This window comes from Aeromonas sp. FDAARGOS 1406, assembly GCF_019048565.1.
Lineage (GTDB): Bacteria > Pseudomonadota > Gammaproteobacteria > Enterobacterales > Aeromonadaceae > Aeromonas > Aeromonas caviae.
Genome location: NZ_CP077378.1, coordinates 4,252,080 through 4,272,976 on the forward strand (window position 1 = coordinate 4,252,080; position 20,897 = coordinate 4,272,976).

At 59.9% G+C, this 20,897-nt stretch carries 16 protein-coding genes, 1 tRNA gene and 1 pseudogene; 9 read left to right on the forward strand and 9 right to left on the reverse strand.

The genetic code is table 11. From position 1 onward, the window contains the following. Positions 1-149: 149 nt before the first annotated feature. Positions 150-424, forward strand: a pseudogene (locus I6L36_RS20050) (IS481 family transposase); the annotation flags it as partial. A gap of 91 nt (positions 425-515) precedes the next feature. Here the strand turns inward: I6L36_RS20050 and I6L36_RS20055 are convergent. From I6L36_RS20055 to I6L36_RS20065, 3 genes are read right to left on the reverse strand one after another with little or no spacing between them, the layout of a single operon-like run. Then, positions 516-1,541 carry a methionine synthase gene (locus tag I6L36_RS20055; RefSeq protein ID WP_182975915.1) on the reverse strand — a complete coding sequence of 342 codons (1,026 nt, stop codon included), beginning with the start codon at positions 1,539-1,541 and terminating at the stop codon, positions 516-518. Positions 1,542-1,573: 32 nt separating this feature from the next. Then, the gene (locus I6L36_RS20060) at positions 1,574-2,554 is read right to left on the reverse strand and encodes a DUF1852 domain-containing protein (RefSeq protein ID WP_182975914.1); all 981 of its coding nucleotides are present in this window, start codon (positions 2,552-2,554) and stop codon (positions 1,574-1,576) included. A 44-nt stretch (positions 2,555-2,598) separates the two neighbouring features. After that, positions 2,599-3,003 carry an NAD(P)H-dependent oxidoreductase gene (locus tag I6L36_RS20065; protein WP_197971478.1) on the reverse strand — a complete coding sequence of 135 codons (405 nt, stop codon included), beginning with the start codon at positions 3,001-3,003 and terminating at the stop codon, positions 2,599-2,601. Positions 3,004-3,363: 360 nt separating this feature from the next. Between I6L36_RS20065 and I6L36_RS20070 the strand changes: the two genes are divergently transcribed. From I6L36_RS20070 to I6L36_RS22075, 3 genes are all read left to right on the forward strand, one after another. After that, positions 3,364-4,296, forward strand: a complete 933-nt coding sequence (locus tag I6L36_RS20070) for a LysR family transcriptional regulator (RefSeq protein ID WP_216986844.1) — start codon at positions 3,364-3,366, stop codon at positions 4,294-4,296. Positions 4,297-5,072: 776 nt separating this feature from the next. After that, positions 5,073-5,225: a hypothetical protein gene (locus I6L36_RS22070; RefSeq protein WP_254203450.1), complete on the forward strand. Its 153-nt coding sequence runs from the start codon at positions 5,073-5,075 to the stop codon at positions 5,223-5,225. Positions 5,226-5,273: 48 nt separating this feature from the next. Then, complete coding sequence (locus I6L36_RS22075; RefSeq protein ID WP_254203451.1) at positions 5,274-5,750, forward strand: DUF4113 domain-containing protein; 477 nt, start codon at positions 5,274-5,276, stop codon at positions 5,748-5,750. A 99-nt stretch (positions 5,751-5,849) separates the two neighbouring features. Here the strand turns inward: I6L36_RS22075 and I6L36_RS20080 are convergent. After that, positions 5,850-5,925: transfer RNA gene (locus I6L36_RS20080), tRNA-Thr, on the reverse strand. An 87-nt stretch (positions 5,926-6,012) separates the two neighbouring features. After that, positions 6,013-6,753 (reverse strand): phosphatase, encoded by a 741-nt coding sequence (locus I6L36_RS20085; protein WP_053288306.1) that lies wholly within the window; start codon positions 6,751-6,753, stop codon positions 6,013-6,015. Positions 6,754-7,221: 468 nt separating this feature from the next. Between I6L36_RS20085 and I6L36_RS20090 the strand changes: the two genes are divergently transcribed. The 4 genes from I6L36_RS20090 (at position 7,222) to I6L36_RS20105 (ending at position 14,530) form a co-directional block, all read left to right on the forward strand. After that, positions 7,222-7,875: a TetR/AcrR family transcriptional regulator gene (locus tag I6L36_RS20090; RefSeq protein ID WP_005324182.1), complete on the forward strand. Its 654-nt coding sequence runs from the start codon at positions 7,222-7,224 to the stop codon at positions 7,873-7,875. A 47-nt stretch (positions 7,876-7,922) separates the two neighbouring features. Further along, entirely contained in the window at positions 7,923-10,247 is a 2,325-nt protein-coding gene (locus tag I6L36_RS20095; protein WP_053288307.1) for an acyl-CoA dehydrogenase, read from the forward strand. A gap of 161 nt (positions 10,248-10,408) precedes the next feature. After that, positions 10,409-13,471 (forward strand): efflux RND transporter permease subunit, encoded by a 3,063-nt coding sequence (locus I6L36_RS20100; protein ID WP_216986845.1) that lies wholly within the window; start codon positions 10,409-10,411, stop codon positions 13,469-13,471. 15 nt (positions 13,472-13,486) lie between these two features. Next, on the forward strand, positions 13,487-14,530 hold the full coding sequence (locus I6L36_RS20105; protein WP_216986846.1) for an efflux RND transporter periplasmic adaptor subunit: 1,044 nt from the start codon (positions 13,487-13,489) through the stop codon (positions 14,528-14,530). Positions 14,531-14,597: 67 nt separating this feature from the next. Here the strand turns inward: I6L36_RS20105 and pyk are convergent, their stop codons facing one another. Both pyk and I6L36_RS20115 read right to left on the reverse strand, forming a co-directional pair. Then, positions 14,598-16,037 carry a pyruvate kinase gene (gene pyk / locus I6L36_RS20110; RefSeq protein WP_005324189.1) on the reverse strand — a complete coding sequence of 480 codons (1,440 nt, stop codon included), beginning with the start codon at positions 16,035-16,037 and terminating at the stop codon, positions 14,598-14,600. Between the two features lie 160 nt (positions 16,038-16,197). Continuing rightward, the gene (locus tag I6L36_RS20115) at positions 16,198-17,052 is read right to left on the reverse strand and encodes a MurR/RpiR family transcriptional regulator (RefSeq protein ID WP_029314760.1); all 855 of its coding nucleotides are present in this window, start codon (positions 17,050-17,052) and stop codon (positions 16,198-16,200) included. Positions 17,053-17,400: 348 nt separating this feature from the next. Between I6L36_RS20115 and glk the strand changes: the two genes are divergently transcribed. After that, a complete protein-coding gene (glk, locus tag I6L36_RS20120) occupies positions 17,401-18,369 on the forward strand; it encodes a glucokinase (protein WP_039041241.1) in 969 nt (322 codons plus the stop codon). A 369-nt stretch (positions 18,370-18,738) separates the two neighbouring features. On the opposite strand, the gene I6L36_RS20125 is transcribed toward glk, so the two are convergent. Further along, entirely contained in the window at positions 18,739-20,121 is a 1,383-nt protein-coding gene (locus tag I6L36_RS20125; RefSeq protein WP_216986847.1) for an ATP-binding protein, read from the reverse strand. After that, positions 20,121-20,795, reverse strand: a complete 675-nt coding sequence (locus I6L36_RS20130) for a response regulator (protein ID WP_041207018.1) — start codon at positions 20,793-20,795, stop codon at positions 20,121-20,123. The genes I6L36_RS20125 and I6L36_RS20130 overlap by 1 nt, the downstream gene beginning before the upstream one ends. Positions 20,796-20,897: the final 102 nt, after the last annotated feature.

Genomic DNA, 20,897 nt, shown 5'->3' on the forward strand with positions numbered 1-20,897 from the left:
TTTTATCTGTCATGTCGAGAAGCCAAATCGAGGCAGGTGACAAAGGTATGAAAGTGCTATTCACCTGACTGTTGTCCACAAGGGAGTGGTCATATGGCTTCAAACCGGATAACAAAACGGTATCCCTACCGTGTTATCTGGAGTCACCGTTGACCTGCAACGAGAAAATAGCACGCTGTAAACTCCGCTTGTTAAAGCTCGCCAAAGATCTCAATAAGGTAAGCAAAGCCTGCAAGCTGATCGGCCGAGGGCTTGCTCGACAAACTGCCCGGCTGTAAAGGGTACATCCCAACCGGGTCGCTCCCGAGATTGAACAGGCCATCCTCGATAACTCTCTCACCAATCCAACCCAGTACCCGCTGTGGTCTGCACAAAGAAGTGTCTGCAAAGCATCAACGTCAGTGCGGGCGATCTGAGTGGCGTATGACAACGTCACGATCAATAGTATAAAGGTCGCGCCTGCAGTGCAGGCGCGACCTTTCACATCCACGGGCCCTATTGGACAGAACCGGTGCTTACTTGGCGGCCAAGCGCTCCTTGGCCAACTTCGTGCCCTCAGCCAAGGCCTGTAGCTTGCGCTGAGCCACGTCACGCGGCATGGGCGCCATGCCGCAGTTCGTGCAGGGGAATAACCGCTCCTTTGGCACGAATTGCAGGGCTTGGCCGATAGCATCAGCAACTTCTTCGGGCGTTTCGACTACGTCTGTGGCCACATCGATCACGCCAACCAGCACATCCTTGCCCTCCAGTAATTTCAGCAGTTCGAGGGGCACGTGCGAGTGCATGCATTCCAAACTCACCTGGTCGATGCTGCTTTTGGCCAGCGCAGGAAACACCGTCTCGTACTGGCGCCATTCATCGCCCAGGGTATTCTTCCAGTCAGTATTGGCCTGGATACCGTAGCCATAGCAGATGTGTACCACTGTCTTACAGTGCAGACCCTGCGCCGCACGCTCGAGCGCCCGAACGCCCCAATCGGCTACGTCCTTCATGTAGACATTGAAGGCTGGCTCGTCGAACTGGATAATGTCCACACCGTCGGCCTGCAGTGCCAGGGCCTCCTGGTTAAGTAATTCGGCGAAGGCAAAGGCCATCTTGGCCTTGTCTCCGTAGAAGCGGTCTGCCACCGTGTCGACGATGGTCATCGGGCCAGGCAGGGTAAACTTCAGCTTCTTCTTGGTGTGCGCTCGAGCCAGTTGGGCCTCGAAGGCATGTACGCGGCCCTTCAGGCGCAAGTCGGAAACCACCTGCGGCACCATTGCATCGTAACGGTTGTCACGGATGCCCATCTTCACTTTGTGCTCGAAGTCGATGCCCTCGACCTGTTCCAGAAAGCCATGCACGAAGTGCTGACGCGATTGCTCTCCATCGCACACGATATCCAGCCCAGCGTCTTCCTGGGCCTTGATCCATAGCAGAGTTGCGTCGGCTTTGGCCTGCAGGAGTGCATCACCCTTAGCCGCCCATTGGGGCCAGAGCTTGTTGGTTTCAGCTAGCCAGGCCGGTTTGGGCAGGCTACCAGTGATGGAAGTTTCAAACATAATGTGTTCCTTCAAGGCAAATGCCGGTCAGATCAGTACGTGGATTCGGCGACCCATTGTTCAAGGACGTCTTGGTACGGTTTGATGAAGTACTCTTCAGTGAACTTGCCCTGTTTGACAGCCAACTGGCTTCGTTCCTCTCGGTCATAGACGATTTGCGTCAGCGAGTAGTCCTCGGACTTCAGACTTGGTTGATAGAGCTGTCCTGCCACCGAGTTGGCGTTATAGATCTCGGGGCGGTAGATCCTCTGGAACGTTTCCATCGTGCTGATGGTACCGATCAGTTCGAGATCGGTGTAGTCGCTCAGCAGGTCGCCAAAGAAGTAGAAAGCCAATGGAGCCACGCTCTTGGGCGGCATGAAAAAGCGAACCTGCATCCCCATTTTTGCAAAGTACAGGTCGGTCGATGACAGCTCGTTTTGCTGGTACTCAACGCCGAGGATAGGGTGATGATTGGTCGTGCGCTGGTAAGTTTTGCTGGTCGCTGCACTTAGGCAAATGACTGGAAGCTTGCTAAATCGTTCTTGATAGGTGCCGGAGTTGACGAAAAGCTTGAACAGCTTGCCATGCAGCACGCCGAAATCGTCGGGGATGCTGAACTCCGCCCGTGCAGCATTGTACTCAGGCAGCACGACGCTGAAGTCGTAATCGCGCACATACGACGAGAAATTGTTGCCCACGATGCCATCAATGCGCCGGTTCAACTTCGTGTCGATGATGTGGGTCTTCAGGATCTCGATCAGCGGAAACGCAGTGCTGGTCAGCATGCCACTGTACATCTCAACAGAGATGATCTCGAGTTCAACCGCGTAGCGATTACCCGTGGGATTGTCCCAATGCGCCAGGTCATTGAAACGGTTGTTGATCATCTTCAGGGTTTTGCGCAAGTTTTGTTGGCGGCCCTCTCCACGCGCCAGATTGGCGAAATTTGTGGTGAGGCGAGTTCCGTCCAATGGTTGATAGCTTTCATCGAAAGTGATGCTATTGAGGCTGAATGTGAAGTCTTGGCTCATGACGCTTCCCTGTAATGATTATTGCAATTAAGGACGATGGTTTTTCAGACTGTTAGCATGCGCTCGGCTGCAGAGTGTCTGGCATTGCGCGTTAGCTCAAGCAAGGGCAAAGCCCGTTGAACCGTCAGCCTGGCCCGCTCGATCAATGCTTGGTCGCTCAGGTCGCGCTCCACGAAGTCCTTGTCGGTGGCATAGACACCTAATGGCAAAGTACGTGCCTGGAAAAAACTGAACAGTGGTCGAATCTGATGATCAATCACCAATGCGTGGCGTTGACTGCCGCCAGTAGCGGCTAGTAACACGGGCTTGTCGGTCAGGGTGTCTTGTCCTATGAGGTCAAAGAAGCGCTTGAACAGCCCTGTGTACGAGCCACGGAAAACTGGGGTGGCGACCACCAGAACGTCGGCCTCCTCGACCACGGCCAGCGCCTGCTCTACGGCATCCGTCACCTGAGTGCGCTAGACTGACCCCGTTAGCTGCGGTGCTAGCAGCCCCCAAATCGACCAGTTTCGGCTGACACAGCCCCTGATCGGCAATCAGGTACTGCGCCAAACTTGCAGATTTGGAGGGGCTTTGAAGTGCACCTGAAACAGCTACTACGCGGAGTGGACGTGTTATTTTGGTCTTCATATCAGTCGACCAGGACGACACTGCTTGGCTAGCGTCCCCGACGTTCGGGACATTCGAATTTTTAGACGGGACCATGGCTGCACCGACGAATACGTAGAGTAGATGACGGTGATTGTGCCGACCCGAGACAATGAATTAAAATGGTTTTAATTCACACATCTATGAGTAAAATTCATTGAATGCTTGAGCGCATCCATCTCAACATCGTTCAGCAGGTCGAAAAGCAAGGATCGCTGACAGCCGCCGCGGGGGTACTGAATGTCACTCAGTCAGCCTTGAGCCACAGCATGAAAAAGCTCGAGCAACAGCTGGGTACCGACGTCTGGCTGCGCGAAGGCCGAAGCCTGCGTCTAACGCAGGCAGGTCAGTACCTGCTGGCCATGGCCAATCGTGTTCTACCCCAGTTTGATCTGGCCGAAGAGCGCCTTAGCCAGTTCGCGCAGGGCGAGCGTGGCACGCTGCGCATCGGTATGGAATGCCACCCTTGCTACCAATGGTTACTCAAGGTGGTTTCGCCCTACCTCACGGCTTGGCCGGACGTGGAGGTGGACGTGAAACAGAAGTTCCAGTTTGGCGGCATTGGCGCTCTGTTTGGCTACGAGATCGATCTGCTGGTAACTCCCGACCCGCTCTACAAGCCGGGCCTTGATTACAAGTCTGTGTTCGATTATGAACAGGTGCTCGTCGTGGCCAAAGACCACTCCCTGGCTTCAGCCTCCTATGTGAAGCCCCAGCAACTGACTAGCGAAGTACTGATCAGCTACCCTGTGGACATAGAGCGCCTAGATATCTACAACCAGTTCCTGCTACCGGCGGGTGTTACGCCCAAGCGCCATAAAACCATAGAAACCACCGACATCATGGTGCAGATGGTGGCCAGCGGCCGTGGCGTGGCAGCCTTGCCACGCTGGTTGGTCGACGAGTACGCCGTTAGGATGGGGGTGGTGCCCCTACGGCTGGGGCCGCACGGCATAGCCAAACAGATCTTCTTAGGCACTCGCGAGGCTGATACCAATATCGACTATGTGCGCGCCTTCATCGAACTGGCACGCCAGCCAGCCCAGGCCATGGCCGACGCCACTTTCATTGCTCATCCTCAAAAAGATCAATAATGACACCTCCTAATCGAACGCAAACCACTTTCCCTACTAGGTGGTCTGAATCGATAGGCACACTCAGGCATAAAGGGCTCTGCTCGCTGCTAAGGCACAGGCCGGGCAATACCTGCGATGCCGCAGATCTGGCGCAAGATATTTACCTTCAGCTCATCAGGAAAGCGCATATTCCGTCGGCGGAGGAGTGTCGTCGCCACCTGATGCAGTTGCCAAAGGCAAGCTGATCGACCTTTATCGCCGGTGCACGCTGGAGGCACACTACTTCGAGCCTGCAAACCCACGAACCCAACCCGCAGGCCCCGGCGTTTATCAGCATCAACCCGGAGGCGGGCGCTGTGACCCACCATTTTGAAAGTAAATCGGTGGTGTGAAATGGCCATCACTGGGCAAAGCGTGCCTTTCCTCATTCACGGTAGGGATATAGGGACGTCGCTCACGCACATCCCAAGTTGCTACCGGATAGCACTGCTCGGCGGCCGGCTCACCGCTCGTTATGCAATACCTGAAAATAAGCCCAGCAGAACAGCCTGCGCCCAGATGGCCATAGACCGACTGGTGGCCCAATACGGCTCGCTGCACCATGGACCGTCTCAATTGCAAGCCGGTTATCAATGAGACAGCTGACTGCGCTCGTTGACGCCCCACCGTCTCGCTCATCCACAAACAGCATAAAGGGCCAACCCTTCCAGGCTAGCCAACTATGCAGCCAAGAAGTCGCCTGCAACTGGCGGCGTCGTTGACTTGTGTGACGCGCTGCGCTTGGGGGCCAAGTGGTGGCACAAGACATTAACAACGTGGCTGACTTTGTGGCTAACGATGCCAAGGGGTTATGCGCCCAATACTGCGTGGTGATCGAGCAGATCGTACAGGAGCTGCGTGGTTTGCCTTGCGCAGAGCTGACCGTTGAACCGGTGGCGAAGCAGTAGATCCTCTCGATCCGTTCCTTTGGGAAACGCGTGACTGACCGCAGGGAAATGGTTCAAGCGTTGTCAGAATTTATGGCTCGCGCAGCCGATAAGCTGCGTGCCGAGGGGATGTGTTGCCAGCGGGTGCACCTGTTAGTGCGAACCAGCCCGTTTGACGAACGAGCGCCTTACTACAGTGAGCAGGCCGGCGTTCGGCTAGTCAGCCCTAGCGATGACACCCCGTTGTTGCTGCAACAAGTGGGCGTGTTGCTACCGCAGATTTGGCGCGACGGTTACCGTTATCAGAAAGGCGGGGTCATGCTGAGTGAGTTCACTCCCAAGGGGCAGCAACAGGTCGATCTGTTTGCTCCGTCCTCCGCTCAATCTGATGCGCTGATGGCTGTGATGGACCAGATCAAAGCCAAGGGATTGGGACCCGTAGGCTTGGCCAGTCAAGGCACGGGGTCCACCGATTGGATGATGCGCCAAGAGCACCTGAGCCCCTGTTACATCTCCCGCTGGGAGGACCTGCCAGTGGCTAGGTAAGTGGATACAGTTATGTTTCTGCTGTTTGCTCGATGTGGTACCACAAGCCCAAAAGCACAAAGGGGTAGCCTCGTAATGAAGCTAACTTTTTGTTTTATTTGGTGCCGGTAATAGGAGTCGAACCTACGACCTTCGCATTACGAATGCGCTGCTCTACCAACTGAGCTATACCGGCGGCTTGATGTTCAGAGTCGTGAAAAAAGCCGGACAAGTCAATTGAGCCAGCTCGATTTTATGAGTTGGCTCATGATGTTAAGGCATATCAGAGGCCAACGAACTCCGGGATGTGAGCACGCCCGCGGCTCTCGAGAAAATCGAGCAGGGCACGGGGGGAGCGGGCCAGGATCCGCTCATGTGGGAAGTTGGCTTCGGTGACCAGCCGATGGCAGTGATCAAAGTCGCCGAGACTGAATGCCACGTGGGAGTCGGAGCCGAAAGTGAGGTAGGCACCCAGATCGCGCGCCGCCTCGACGATGGCGCGGCAGTTGCTTTCGCTGCCTGCACGGGAGTGACTGAACGAGGAGTTGTTGACCTCCAGCGCCACTCGATACTCTGCCGCTGCCTTGACCACCGCCTGGATATCGATGGGGAAGGCGGGGTTGCCGGGGTGGCTTATCATGTCGACCCGACCACTTCGAATGGCGTTGATCATGGCCTGGGTGTGGGTCGCCTGATCGCAGGGGGGGAACACCGGTTCGTGAAAGCCCGCCATGATCATGTCGAGCCGCGACTCGTAGCGCTCGGGGAAGTCTATTTCACCGTCAATGTTCTTGATGTTGGCTTCGATGCCGCGCAGGATGCCGACCCCGTCCACGACCCTGGGCAACACGTGCAGATTGACGAAATGCCAGTAATGCGGAGCATCTGCCATGTCCGGGCCATGGTCCGTGGTGGCGAACAGCTTGATCCCCTTGGCTTTGGCGATGGGCAGGTAATCGTGAATGGTGCTGTAGGCGTGGGTGCTGGCGACGGTGTGCGTGTGGGTATCGACCGTATACTTCATCTTCTCTCCCCTCTGGCATGAGGCGACAGCATAGCAAGATTGGCGAAGCCGGGCCATGTGGCTGGTTGCCATACTTTGTCACAATTTGGGTCTGTGCTGACAAAGTCTGATGACGTTTCACTGCGAGGATAGCGACATCGATGCAAGCCTGAACACCCATCGATGGGTCGACACTGGATGGTCAGACCCGTTTTCCCCGCCGTCGCCCCTGCGACGGTTTTTTTTGGTTCTCTGTCGGCGCCTCGGGTAGCGGCAGGGCAAAAAAATGCCCAACTAGCATGACGCAGGTTGGGCGAGACTTAATGTTTAATTGCAGTGGCATAGATATAGAGTGCCGTCTCGCCGCGAAGTTCCCGCCATCTTCCCTCTTTTTTGATTAAAAACATTTAGCCAACACTTGTTCACATTCTCTTGACATGAGTGGGCGTGAAACGTACTTTTTAAACATTCGTTTAAGTGAGGTGTCCAGTGAGTAAAATCGATACCAAGAACCGTATTCTCGACGCCGCCGAGGTGCTGTTTGCCGAGCGGGGGTTCGCCGATACCTCGTTGCGTCTGATCACCAGCGAGGCCGATGTGAACCTGGCTTCGGTCAATTATCACTTCGGCTCCAAGAAGGAGCTTATCCAGGCGGTGCTCGACCGTTATCTGAGCCTCTTCATGCCGGCACTGGACGGGCGGTTACAGACGTTGATGGCGCAGGATCAGCTGACCCTGTTGCAGGTGTTCGAGAGCTTTGTCGAACCTCTGATGAAACTGTCGGCCGTCAGGGCGAATGGTCCGGCGCTCTTCATGCAGTTGCTGGGGCGCGGCTATATCGACAGTCAGGGCCACCTGCGCCGCTTTATTACCACCCATTATGGGGCGACCCTGCACGGTATCACCCAGGCCATCTCCAAGGCCAATCCGGATTTGTCGCCAGCGGATCTCTTCTGGCGCCTGCACTTCACCCTGGGCACCGTCGTCTTCACCATGGCCTCTGCGGATGCCCTGCGTGACATCGCCCAGGCCGATTTTGGTCAGCAGCTCGATGTGGAAGGGCTGGTGCGCAACGTCATTCCTTATCTGGCGTCCGGTGTCGGGGCGCCCGTGGAGTCGACCAGGCTCTCCCTGGCCGTGTAACACCTAACAATAATCAACGGAAACAGTGAAATAGAAGGAACTTCGGTATGATCACATTGCTTGTCCTGCTGGTGCTGGCGATAGCCGTGGTGCTCGGTGTCCCCGCCATCCGTAAAAAGGTGGTGACCCGCCCCGTGTTCGGCATCTTCAAGAAGATACTGCCGCCCCTGTCGGCCACCGAGCGGGAGGCCATGGAGGCCGGCTCCGTCTGGTGGGACGGGGAGCTGTTTCGCGGCAACCCGGACTGGAAGAAACTGCACGGCTACGGCAAGGCCGAGCTGAGTGCAGAAGAGCAGGCCTTTATCGACAACCAGGTCGAAACCCTGCTCGCCATGGTGGACGACTTCAAGATCGTCAACGAGACCAAGGACCTGCCGGAGCCGGTGTGGGACTATCTGAAGAAAGAAGGCTTCTTCTCCCTGATCATCCCGAAATCCTACGGCGGCCGCGAGTTCTCGGCGATTGCCAACTCCACCATCGTCACCCGTATCGCCACCAAGAGCCTGAGCGTCGCGGTCACCGTCATGGTGCCCAACTCCCTCGGCCCGGGCGAGCTGCTGATGCATTACGGCACCCAGGCCCAGAAAGATTTCTGGCTGCCGGGGCTGGCCAACGGCAAGGAGGTACCCTGCTTCGCCCTGACCGGGCCGGAAGCGGGCTCCGATGCGGGCGCTATCCCGGACAAGGGGATCGTCTGCAAGGGGATGCACAAGGGTGAAGAGGTGCTGGGCATTCGCCTGAACTGGAACAAGCGCTACATCACCCTGGCGCCGCGCGCCACCGTGCTGGGGCTGGCGTTCAAGCTCTATGACCCGGAAAAACTGCTGGGTGACAAGGAAGAGATCGGCATCACCTGTGCGCTGATCCCGACCAGTCACCCAGGCGTGCGCGTCGGCGATCGCCACTACCCCATGGGGCTGGCGTTCCTGAACGGCCCGACCTTCGGCAAGGATGTGTTCATTCCGCTCGACTGGATCATCGGCGGCCCGGATTACGCCGGCCGCGGCTGGCGCATGCTGGTGGAGTGCCTCTCCGCCGGTCGCGGCATCTCGCTGCCTGCCCTTGGCACCGCCTGTGGTCACATGGCGAGCCGCACCGTGGGCGCCTACTCCTACGTGCGCAAACAGTTCGGCATGTCCATCGGCAAGTTTGAAGGGGTGCAGGAAGCGCTGGCCCGCATTGGCGGCCTCACCTATCAGCTGGAAGGGGCTCGTCGCATGACCGCAGGTTCCCTGGATTTGGGTCAGGCACCGGCCATCGTCACCGCGATCTCCAAGTACCACATGACCGAGATGGCCCGCCAGGTGATGGATGACTCCATGGACATCCACGCCGGTCGCGCCATCCAGCTGGGCCCGAAAAACTACACCGGCTACGCCTACATGGGCATCCCGGTAGCCATCACGGTGGAAGGGGCCAACATACTGACCCGCAACCTGATGATCTTCGGGCAAGGGGCCACCCGCTGCCATCCGTATGTGTTTGCCGAGCTGGAAGCGGCGGCCGACACCGATGTGGAGCGCGGTCTCGAGAAGTTTGACGCCCTGTTGATGAAACACATCGCCTTCGGTACCGGCAACTTCTTCGGTGCCCTGTTCCAGGGGCTGACCCTGGGCCAGTTCAACAGCGCGCCGGTAGCTGGCGAAACCGCCCGCTACTACAAGCAGCTCTCTCGCATGAGCAAGGGTCTGGCCCTGTGCGCCGACGTCTCCATGCTGATGCTGGGCGGGGATCTCAAGCGCAAGGAGATGATCTCCGCCCGTCTGGGTGACGTGCTGAGCCACCTCTACCTGGCCTCCGCCACCCTCAAGCATTACGAGGATCAGGGCCGCATGGTCTCTGACCTGCCGTTCGTGCAGTACGCGGTGGAGCGCAACCTCTACCTGATTGGCAAGGCGTTCGAAGGCTTCTTCCAGAACTTCCCGAACAAGGTGGTGGGTGCCGTACTCAAGCGGGTGGTGTTCCCGTTCGGCGTCGGTTACAAGATGCCGGCGGACGATCGCTGCCATGCCATCTGTCTGGCCATGATGACGCCGGGCGAGTTCCGGGATCGTCTGACCGCGCTCTGTTATGTGGGCAAGGACGAGGCGGATCCGGTGGGGCTGATGGAGCGTGCCTTCCAGGCCATGGTCTCGGTGCAGCCCATCGAGAAGAAGCTGGTGCAGGCCCAGAAAGAGGGCAGACTGCCCCGCAAGCTGGCGCTGCCTGAGCTGGTGGCTGCGGCCCTGTCCCAGTCCATCCTCGGCAAGGAGGAGGCGGACAAGCTGCTGGCCGCCGATGCCCTGCGCTACGAGGCTATCCAGGTGGACAACTTCGCTCCTGGCGAGCTGGAAGGTTTGCCTCAAACGAGCCCGGTCGAGCATGCAGCCTGACCTCGAGCATAAACCGACAACCGGCCCTAGTGGCCGGTTTTTTGTTGTTTAACCAGGCATTTACAAGGTCGATTAATTCCAGTTTAATGCAATGGCCCCCACCCTTGGGGCAGGAAGCAAGGCCATCGGAATGGCCGATAACAACAACTCAGGAAGAGTGAATGAACCTCGCCAAAACGGCGATCGAACGCCCCATCTGGGTGGCGGTCTCGGTCGTGCTGATTTTTTTGCTGGGCCTGCTCAGCATCCGGGGACTGCCCGTCCAGCTGTTTCCCGACATAGACCGTCCTCACCTCAACATCACGGTGGACTGGCGCTCGGCCTCGCCCCAGGAGATGGAGTCGGAGATAACCGATCCCATCGAGCAGGAGATGCAGGGGGTACAGGGGCTCAAGAGCCTCAGCAGCAACAGCTACCCCGGCTTCACCGAAATCGACATGGAGTTTGCCCTCGGCACCGACATGCAGCGGGCCCAGCTTGATGTCATCTCCCGCCTGAACCGGGTCTCGGGGCTGCCGGACAACATCGGTGGCCCTTACGTCAACAACTACAGCAGCAACGACACCCTGACCTTCTTCTTCATCCAGCAACTGCCCGGCGCCAAGGGGGAGATAGACGATCACCAGGCGCTGATCGAGGCGAGGGTCAAGCCCGAGCTGGAGCGGATCCCCGGGGTGTCCACGGTCGACATCGAGGGGATCAACGAGCGCCAGATCCAGATCCGTTTCGACCCTTACCGCGCCGCCGAGCTGGGGGTGGAGATCCCGGTGCTCGCCAGCCGGGCAACGACGGGCTGGGATGTGTCGGCCGGCACCCTCGACATCGGACGCTGGGAGTACAAGCTGCGCTTTGCCGGTCGCTATGACGTGGCGGCCCTGGGGGACAAGGTGGTGGACTGGCGTGACGGCCTGCCCATCTATCTGCGGGACGTTGCCGAGATCAGAGTGGCCCGGGAGGAGAACCCGGTGTTGCGCATCCAGAACGGCAACACCGCCATCGCGGCGCAGATCTTCAAGGAGAGCGGTGCCAATGCCCTGGCGGCGCTCGAGGGGATCAAGGCCAAGGTCGGGGAGCTCAACCGGGAGGTGCTGGAGCCGGTTGGCCTGCACATGGAGCAGTCGTTTGACGCTTCCCTCTACATCAACCGGGCGGTGAGCATGGTGACCGCCAACCTGGGGCTCGGGGTGCTGCTCTCCTGCGCCATACTCTGGGTCTTTCTACGCCAGCTCAAGGCGACCCTGATGATCGCGATCGCCATTCCCATCAGCATCATGCTCACCTTCTGCCTGCTCAAGGCGATGGGGCGGACCCTCAATATCATCTCCCTTGCGGGCATTGCGTTTGCGGTCGGCATGGTGCTCGACGCCGCCATCGTGGTGCTTGAGAGCATCTACCGGCGCCATGAGCGGGGTGACATCAGCAAGGGAGAGGCGGCGCTGGAGGGCACCCGCCGGGTGTGGACAGCTCTGGTGGCGTCCACCCTGACCACGGTCGCCATCTTCCTGCCGGTGCTCCTGCTCAACGACGTGGAAGGGCAGTTGTTTGCCGATCTTGCGCTCACCATCGCCTGCGCGGTGACCGTCTCCATGGTGGTGGCGGTCACGGTGTTGCCTGCGGTGGCGGCGCGCTGGATGGGGCACGAGCGGCTGATTGATCCCTTTGAGCGCCTGTGGTGCCGCGTCACCCGCCATGTGATCCGCTGGACGGCCACCGCCCCCAGGCGCTGGGCCATCATCGTCCTGATGATGACGGGGCCTGTGCTGATGAGCTGGTTGATGTTGCCCAAGATGAACTACCTGCCGGATGTGAAGCGGGACGCCATCGACGTCTGGATGAGTTTCACCCCCGGGGTCAATCTCAAGGCCCAGCGGGAGGAGGTGATCGATACCCTGATTGCCCGCCTCGACCCCTATATGAAAGGGGAGAAGGAGCCTGTCCTCAAGAACTACTACATCCTGCGCTACCCGGGCGGTGCCCAGATCGGGGTGCGGCCAAAGGAGGATAACCAGATCAAGGCGCTGGAGCAGCTCTTGATGAAGCAATTGCTGGTGGGCATTCCCGACACCCGGGTATTTGGCGGTCAGGGGTCCCTGTTTGGCGGTTTTGACAGTGAAAACAGCATCTCCCTGCTGATCCAGGGGGGCGGGCTGCCCGAACTCTATCAGGCGGCCAGGGAGAGCATGACCATAGTGCAGCGGGACTTGCCCGGCGCCCAGGTCAGGCCAGAACCTGGACTCGATTTCACCGCTCCCGAGCTTCGGCTGGTGCCCCAGGACAGGCGCCTGGCCGAGGTGGGCTGGGATCGCTCCCCCATGCCCGCCATCATCCAGACCTTCGGCGATGGTCTGCGGGTCGGCGAATATTTCGACGGGGATGAGCGGCTCGACATCCTGCTGATGGGGCAGGCCTCAGCCAACCCGGACGAGCTCAAGGCGGTGCCGCTTGCTACCCCGTCCGGGCGCATCGTTCCCCTTGGGGAACTGCTGCGGGTGGAGCCGCAACTCGGGCCTGAGAGCATCTTCCGATCCGATGGACGGCGCAGCATCAGCCTGCAGATTTCGCCCCCTGCGGGGATGAGCATGGAGCAGGTGCTCGACACCCTGCAGCACAAGAGCTTTGCCGCCATCCGGCCGTTGCTGCCTGCCGGGGGGGAGCTGCGGGTCGCCGGCAATGCCGACAGCCTGCAACAGGCGCTCGGCAACCTCGGCAGCATCTTCCTGTTCGCCGTGATGATACTGCTCATTCTGCTGTGGGGGGTCTTCGCCTCCCTCAAGGATGCCGTGCTGGTGCTGCTCACCTTGCCACTCGCCACCGTAGGCGGCGTGCTGGCGCTGCACCTGAGCGGTCTGGTGGCGCCGCTGCCGATGGACTTGCTCACCATCATCGGCTTCGTCATCCTGCTCGGGTTGGTGGTCAACAACGCCATTTTGCTGGTGCACCAGACCAGGATGGCCGAGCGGGAGGGGATGAGCCGACAGTCGGCAGTCACCGATGCTCTGCAAAGCCGGATGCGTCCCATCGCCATGACCAGCTTCACCAGCATCTTCGGTATGCTGCCCCTGATGCTGAGTCCGAGCGAGGGAAGCGAAATCTACCGGGGGCTGGCCACCGTCATCGTCGGCGGCATGAGTTGCAGCACCCTCTTCACCCTGATCCTGTTGCCCGCCTTCCTGCGGTTGGGGGAGCAGACCGACATACCGCACGCCCTTCGGCAGCGTGCCTAAGCAAGGAGCTCATCGATGACACAAGGTTTCACAAGGATAGTGGTGGGGGCTCTGCTGCTGGCTGGCGGGCTGCCTGCGCTTGCACAAAGCAAGATGGTGACGCTGGCGGAGGTGGCCCAGGGAGGGGCGGGGGCCAGCATCTGGGTCAGCGGCACGGTGGCGAGCCGCCAGCAGGCGGCGCTCAGCGCCGAAGTGAGCGGTCGGGTGGAGTGGATAGCCGAGTTTGGCAGCCGGGTGAAGGCGGGGGACGAGTTGCTGCGCCTGGACAGCGCGACCCTGCGCCTCTCGCTGGAGCAGGCGAGGGCGGAACAAGCCAGAGAGGGGAGCAATCTGCGTTATGCTCGCGCCGAGTTCCAGCGCCTGGATCGTTTGCACCAGCAAAAGAGTGCCTCCCAGAGCCAGTATGACAAGGCGCGCTATGACGTGGAGCAGGCTGAGCTGGCCGAGCAGCTGGCGCGGGTGCAGGTGCGCCAGATTGAGGAGCAGCTGCGCATAAGCCGCATCTTTGCCCCGTTTGACGGAGTGGTGAATGAACACTTCATCCAGCCGGGGGAGCATGTGGATGCGGGCGAACAGGCGCTTGAGCTGGTCAATCCGGACCAGCCGGACATCCGGTTGCGTGCGCCCATCGCCTGGGCCCGGCAACTGGCCACCCAGGCCCGGTTGCGGGTGGAAGGGGAGCAGCTCAGCAGCCACGCCATCTATTACCAGCGGGCGGCGAGCGCCGATCCCAAGTCCCGGCTCATCGAGCTGCGCCTCAAGCCGGAAGCGGGTACCTTCATCATCGGCTCGCCAGTGCGGGTGGCGCTACCGATGGGAGAGCAGCACACCATGCTGCTGCCACGGGATGCCCTGGTGCTCGGCACCGAGGGAAGCGTGGTCTATCAGGTGGAGCAGCGCGGCGAGGCGCTCACGGTGAACCGGGTACCGGTCACCGTGCTCTTTGGAGACAGCCGGGAGGTGGCGGTGAGCGGCGCTCTCAAGCAGGGAGACAAGGTGGTGGTGCGCGGCGCCGGCAGCCTGCAGGATGGGGACAAGGTAGAGCTGTTTCGCGGTTGAACCTGGGCAGATCCCATAAAAAAACGGCTCCCGTGGGAGCCGTCTTTGTTGCAGGGAGGAGGGGCGATTACTCGACCATCATCACCTTGCAGGTGTTGGTGCTGCCGACGGTCTCCATCTTGTCGCCGTGGGTGAGCAATACCATGTCGCCGCTTTGCAGCAGTCCCTTGGCCTTGAGCACGTCCAGCGCGTCGCGGCACACCTCGTAGACCGGCTTGGTCTCGTCGCCATCAAACAGCACGGGGGTGACGCCGCGGTAGAGGTTGGCCCAGGCCAGGGTCTTGTTGTGAGGAGACATGGCGAAGATGGGCAGGCCGGAGCTGATGCGGGACATCAGCAGCGGGGTGGTGCCCGACTCGGTCAGCGCCACGATCGCCTTGACCCCTTCCAAGTGGTTGGCCGCATACATGGTGGACATGGCCACCGCCTCTTCCACCGAGGTGAAGGTGTAGTTCATGCGGTGGTTGGAGACGTTCAGGCTCGGGTGCTTCTCGGCGCCCACACAGACGCTGGCCATGGAGGTCACGGTCTCGATGGGGAACTGGCCGGCGGCGGTCTCGGCGGAGAGCATCACCGCATCGGTACCGTCCAGCACGGCGTTGGCCACGTCCATGACTTCGGCACGGGTCGGGAGCGGTGCGTTGATCATGGACTCCATCATCTGGGTCGCGGTGATGACCACGCGATTCAGGCGGCGGGAGTGGCGAATGAGCTTCTTCTGCACACCCACCAGTTCGGGGTCGCCGATTTCGACACCCAGGTCACCACGGGCCACCATGACGGCATCGGAGCCGAGGATGATGTCTTCCATCGCCTCGTCGCTGGCGACGGTCTCGGCGCGCTCGACCTTGGCCACGATCTTGGCGTTGGAGCCGGCTTCGCGGGCCAGTTCGCGGGCGTAGCGCAGATCATCGCCGCTGCGGGGGAAGGAGACCGCCAGGTAGTCCACGTTCATGCGGGCGGCGGTCTTGATGTCTTCCTTGTCCTTCTCGGTCAGGGCAGGGGCGGAGAGGCCGCCACCTTTCTTGTTGATGCCCTTGTTGTTGGAGAGAGGGCCGGCCACGGTCACCGTGGTGTGGATGCGGGTGCCTTCGACCTGCTCGACCTTCAGTTGCACGCGGCCATCGTCCAGCAGCAGGATGTCACCGGATACCACGTCCTGCGGCAGGCTCTTGTAGTCGATGCCGACCTGCTCCTGGCAGCCTTCGCCCTTGCCGAGGGCGGCATCGAGAATGAACTTGTCACCGATGGCGAGGTAGATCTTGCCATCCTTGAAGGTGGAGACGCGGATCTTGGGGCCTTGCAGATCGCCCATGATGGCCACGTGGCGGCCCAGCTTGGCGGCGATGTCACGCACCTGGTTGGCGCGCTGGATATGATCTTCAGGAGTGCCGTGGGAGAAGTTCATCCGCACCATGTCGGCACCGGCGCGAATGATCCCCTCGAGAATGCCGTCGCGATCGGTCGCCGGACCGAGTGTGGTAACAATCTTTGTACGTCTTGGCATGAAAGACTCCAATGTGAAGTTGATATGACTTGAAATACTGCCCCGTCAAGCATGTGGCATGGCGCCAACTGGCAGGCCATCTGGGTGGCCTTGTTTGATTGAATTTCGATACTACACCAAGCCCGTTGGCATAGACAGTCGGGGGCGGACCCCCGAATGATCAGGAGGAGTGGGGGGTATCAAAGCGGGATTCGCGCAAACCTTCTTTGACTTTCTTCAGGTTTTCGCGAAATTTCATGCCACGGCGCAGGGTGAAACCGGTGGCCAGCACGTCCACCAGGGCGAGCTGGGCGATGCGCGAGGCCATGGGCATGTAGACGTCGGTGTCTTCCGGCACGTCCATGGAGAGCACCAGGTTGCATTCGCGGGCCAGGGGAGAGTCCTTGGCGGTCATGCCGATGACGGTGGCATCGTTTTCCCGGGCCAGCGCGGCAATTTCCACCAGGGCCTTGGTGCGGCCGGTGTGGGAGATGAGGACCACCACGTCCCCTTCGCTGCTGTTGATGCAGCTCATGCGCATCATGACGATGTCATCGAAGCTCACCACGGGGATGTTGAAGCGGAAGAACTTGTTCTGGGCATCCCGGGCAACGGCGGAGGAGGCGCCCAGACCAAAGAAGCTGATCTTCTTGGACTGGGTCAGAATATCGACGCAGCGGTTGATGGCCGAGATGTCCAGGCTGTTCTTGGCGGCATCGAGGCAGGCCATGGTGGATTCGAAGATCTTGGCGGTATAGGTGTCCGGGCCGTCTTCCGCTTCCACATGGCGGTTCACATAAGGGGTGCCGTTGGCCAGGCTCTGGGCCAGGTGCAGCTTGAAATCGGGAAAACCCTTGGTATCGAGGCGACGGCAGAAACGGTTGACGGTCGGTTCGCTCACATCGGCCAGCTTGGCCAGGGTAGCAATGCTGGAGTGAATGGCGGTCTGGGGTGAGGCCAGGATCACTTCAGCCACCTTACGCTCTGATTTACTGAAACTTTCCAGATTGTTCGTAATTTTATCGAGGGTATTCATCATTACCACCAGGCATTTTTGTAATTTAACTTCAGTGTCTGTGCACTAAATTCACAGCTCAAGCAGGTTTCCAGTCTCCGCGATGACTATACAAGACAAGCGCTTATCGGAACTAATCTCGGCCCTGCAAAGTATGACTCATGTCTAATAATTTCGTGTTTTTAGTTGCAAACTTCCATTTGCGTCTTGAAAACGCTTACAAATGTTGCAAAGCAACAACACTGTGAGCGGGCGCACACTTGTCTGCATAAATCGCGCAGCCCGGCTGCGGGCTCGAGTAGTATTGCAGCCAAATAATAATGTCGGGACGGTAAGGGCCGCCCCGAGTCGGTAACGAAGGAGTTTGTTATGCAGCATACCCATGCGCTGGTGGGCGACGTTGGCGGTACCAATGCCCGGCTGGCCCTCTGCGAACTGGCGACGGGCGCCATTTCCCAGGCAAAAACCTATTCGGGACTGGCCCATCCCAGCCTAGAGGCCGTGGTGCGCCTCTATCTCGAAGAGCACGATGCCACCGTGGGCGAGGCGTGCATCGCCATCGCCTGTCCCATCAATGGTGACTGGGTCGCCATGACCAACCACAGCTGGGAGTTCTCCATCCGCGAGATGCAGGCCAACCTCGGCCTGGCACGCCTGCAGGTGATCAACGATTTCACTGCCGTCTCCATGGCGGTGCCCGTGCTCGGCGAGAGCGATCGCATCCAGCTCGGGGGCGCGGCCCCAGTCGCCGGCAAGCCCATCGCCATCTATGGCGCAGGGACCGGCCTTGGCGTTGCCCACCTGGTGCAGGCCGGTGAGCAGTGGCTGAGCCTGCCGGGTGAGGGCGGTCACGTGGACTTCGCCGCCAACACGGAAGAGGAAGATGCGGTGCTGCAGGTGATGCGCGGCGAGCTGGGCCATGTGTCGGCGGAGCGTTTCCTCTCGGGCCCCGGGCTCGTCAATCTCTATCGCGGCCTGGTCAAATCCGATGGCCGCGAGCCCGAACCTTTTGCCCCCAAGGACATCACCGAGCGCGCGCTGGCGGGGGATTGCCTCGATTGCCGCCGCACTTTGAGCCTGTTCTGTGTGCTCATGGGCCGCTTTGCCGGCAACCTGGCCCTCAACATGGGCACCTTCGGCGGTGTCTACATCGCCGGTGGCATAGTGCCGCGCTTTCAGGAGTTCTTCATCGGATCGGGCTTTCGGGTCGCCTTCGAGGACAAGGGGCGCTTCAAGCCTTATCTCAAAGACATTCCGGTCTTCCTCATCACCCATGAAGGGCCGGGGCTGCTCGGTGCCGGCGCCTATCTGCGCCAGTCCCTCGGGATCCGTCTCTGAGCCTTGCCAGCGTGAACATGGTTCAGTCCCGATTCAGTGACCGGGGCGTAAAGTGAACCTACGTACTCAAGAGGACGGGGCTTCATAGGGAATTGAAACCGGTCTTCATCCGCTGGGTGCGCATTGTAACCTGACAAGCCTGAACTGTTTTACCGGCCCTCGCGGCCGGTTTTTTTATGCCTGTCGTTTCTGCGCGAACATGGGGCTGAGGGGAGCGGCAGGCCAGCTTCTGATGGGGGCGCAAGCTCGTCAGCCTCGCTGCCATGTGCTTGGCCTGGTCGAGGCATAAGGAGTGAGGTGTGAGACAGGGCAAGCACCGGGATGGCAACGCCCGAATGCGGCAGGAGCCAGGTACTGGCTCCTGCGCTGTCAGGGGAGGGTGATGTGGAATCTCGCGCCGCCGAGCGGGGAGTCATCCACCCGGATCTCGCCGCCGTAGCTGTGCACGATTTCGGTCACCACGGCGAGGCCAATCCCCTGGCCGGGGGAGCTGTCAGCCCGCACGCCGCGCTGGAAGATCTGCTGCGATTTGCCGGGGGCGATGCCGGGGCCGTCGTCTTCCACCACGATGAGCAGGCCGCTCTCCCGGTGGCGGACATGAACCCGGATCTCGCTGATGGCGAACTTGCAGGCGTTGTCCAGCAGGTTGCCCATCAGCTCCATCAGATCGCCCTGCTCGCCGTGGAAGAAGACATCGTCGTCAAACTGGAAGCCGGTCTGCAGCTTCTTGTGGCGATAGACCTTGGCGAGACTGGCCAGCAGCTTCTCGATGAGGGGAACCGGTTCGGTGCCCTTGCTTGCGAGGCGCTTTCGCCCGGTGACGGCACGACGTAACTGGTACTGGATGATCTGATCCATGGTGGTGATCTGTTCATTGATGTTGTCATGGATGTCGTGGCCGAGCTTGAGCTCCTGGGCGGTGATCTGGATGAGCGCCAGCCGGGTTTTCAGGCTGTGGGCGAGATCGTTGAGGGCGTGCTGGTAGCGCTGGGTCTGCTGGCGTTCGTTCTCCAGCAATTGGTTGACCGAGCTTGTCAGGGGGGTCAGCTCGCGCTCGTAGTCGTTTGACAGTGCCTCTCGCGTACCGGCGCGGATCTCGTCAATCTGGCGTGCCATGGTACGCAGGGAGGAGAGGCTCCAAAAACTGGTGAGCAGCAACAGGGCGCCCAGCAGACAGTAGGCGAGCAGCGCCTGGCGAATGCAGCGGTAGAGGTAATCGCGGGTCTGGGCCTGATAGCGCCGGGCGGAATCGACCATCACCACGTAGTAGGTGGTGGGGCCGGCGCCATGATTGCGCAGGAAACGCAGGCTGTAGATGAAGTAGCTCTCGCCGTTCTTGATGGTATGCAGCTTGAAGAAATAGTCCTGATCCAATCCCCCCAGGTATCTCATCAGATCCCGGCAGATGGTCTCCTTGATGGAGACCACCTCCGGCATGTGCAGGCTGGACCAGCTCAGCGCCCCGTCGGCGCGGCAGATCAGGGTGTCGAGATTGGGGTCGATGGCTTCCGGGGTGAGCTTGCCAAGATCCGTCATTGCGTGGGGCTCCGGCTGCTTGGACGAGAACAGCTTGGAGAGGTTCTCCTGCATGCGGACACTGGCTTTCTGGGCCTGCTCCTCGGCATGGCCGAGGTAGAGGATGTAGACGGAGAAGGCCATGATGAGCGCGATGACCAGCATGGCACTCAGCATCAGCTTGAGGTGCAGGGAGCGGCGGATCAGGGCCAGGGGATGCAACATGGCAAGGCGCATCAGCTGCAGGCGAGGTTGAAGATGTAGCCCTGGCGGCGGATGGTGGAGATGGGCTGGATGCTCCCTTCCGGATCCAGTTTTTTGCGAAGCCGGCTCACCATCACCTCGATGGTGTTGGGATCCCCTTCACCATCCCCATAGAGCTGATCCAGCAACTGCTGTTTGGAGACCACCTGACGGGCATTTCGCATCAGGTATTCCAGGATCAGATATTCGAAACTGGTCAGCACAGTGACCTCGCCGGCGATGGTCAGCTCCTTGCGGGAGAGATCCAGCTCGTAGTCACCCGCCTTCACTCTGGGGGAGATGAAGCCGGCGCTGCGGCGTACCAGCGCATTGAGGCGGGCCAGCAGCTCGTCCTTCTGGAAGGGTTTGACCAGGTAGTCGTCCGCCCCGGCCTCCAGTCCTTCCACCTTGTCCTGCCAGTTGCCTCTGGCCGTCAGCACAATGATGGGAAAGGGGATCTGCTGCTCGCGCAGGCGGGTGATGAGCTGAAGGCCATCCATGTCAGGCAGGCCCAGATCGATGATGGCGACATCGATGGGGTAGTCGGCAGCGTAGTGCAGCGCCACCTGGGCATTGTCCGTGCTGTAAACCTGGTTCTGGGCCTCGGTCAACAGGGTGGAGAGGTGGTGATTGAGCAGCTTGTCGTCTTCAACCAGTAGGATTTTCATAAGATGCATGATGATGAGGGTCCAGGCTGTCAATTAGAGGGTCAACAAGGGGGAGAGTCAATCCGGATCCTACCTGACCCCGCTGTATCGGGACTGAATCAT

Excerpts from the sequence above, each read along its gene's own strand:
- I6L36_RS20085 (WP_053288306.1), bottom strand. The coding sequence starts at position 6,753 with ATGAAGTATACGGTCGATACCCACACGCACACCGTCGCCAGCACCCAC.
- I6L36_RS20055 (WP_182975915.1), bottom strand. The coding sequence starts at position 1,541 with ATGTTTGAAACTTCCATCACTGGTAGCCTGCCCAAACCGGCCTGGCTA.
- glk (WP_039041241.1), top strand. The coding sequence starts at position 17,401 with ATGCAGCATACCCATGCGCTGGTGGGCGACGTTGGCGGTACCAATGCC.
- I6L36_RS20060 (WP_182975914.1), bottom strand. The coding sequence starts at position 2,554 with ATGAGCCAAGACTTCACATTCAGCCTCAATAGCATCACTTTCGATGAA.
- I6L36_RS20105 (WP_216986846.1), top strand. The coding sequence starts at position 13,487 with ATGACACAAGGTTTCACAAGGATAGTGGTGGGGGCTCTGCTGCTGGCT.
- I6L36_RS20100 (WP_216986845.1), top strand. The coding sequence starts at position 10,409 with ATGAACCTCGCCAAAACGGCGATCGAACGCCCCATCTGGGTGGCGGTC.
- I6L36_RS20070 (WP_216986844.1), top strand. The coding sequence starts at position 3,364 with ATGCTTGAGCGCATCCATCTCAACATCGTTCAGCAGGTCGAAAAGCAA.
- I6L36_RS22075 (WP_254203451.1), top strand. The coding sequence starts at position 5,274 with ATGGTTCAAGCGTTGTCAGAATTTATGGCTCGCGCAGCCGATAAGCTG.
- pyk (WP_005324189.1), bottom strand. The coding sequence starts at position 16,037 with ATGCCAAGACGTACAAAGATTGTTACCACACTCGGTCCGGCGACCGAT.
- I6L36_RS20125 (WP_216986847.1), bottom strand. The coding sequence starts at position 20,121 with ATGCGCCTTGCCATGTTGCATCCCCTGGCCCTGATCCGCCGCTCCCTG.
- I6L36_RS20130 (WP_041207018.1), bottom strand. The coding sequence starts at position 20,795 with ATGAAAATCCTACTGGTTGAAGACGACAAGCTGCTCAATCACCACCTC.
- I6L36_RS20115 (WP_029314760.1), bottom strand. The coding sequence starts at position 17,052 with ATGAATACCCTCGATAAAATTACGAACAATCTGGAAAGTTTCAGTAAA.
- I6L36_RS20095 (WP_053288307.1), top strand. The coding sequence starts at position 7,923 with ATGATCACATTGCTTGTCCTGCTGGTGCTGGCGATAGCCGTGGTGCTC.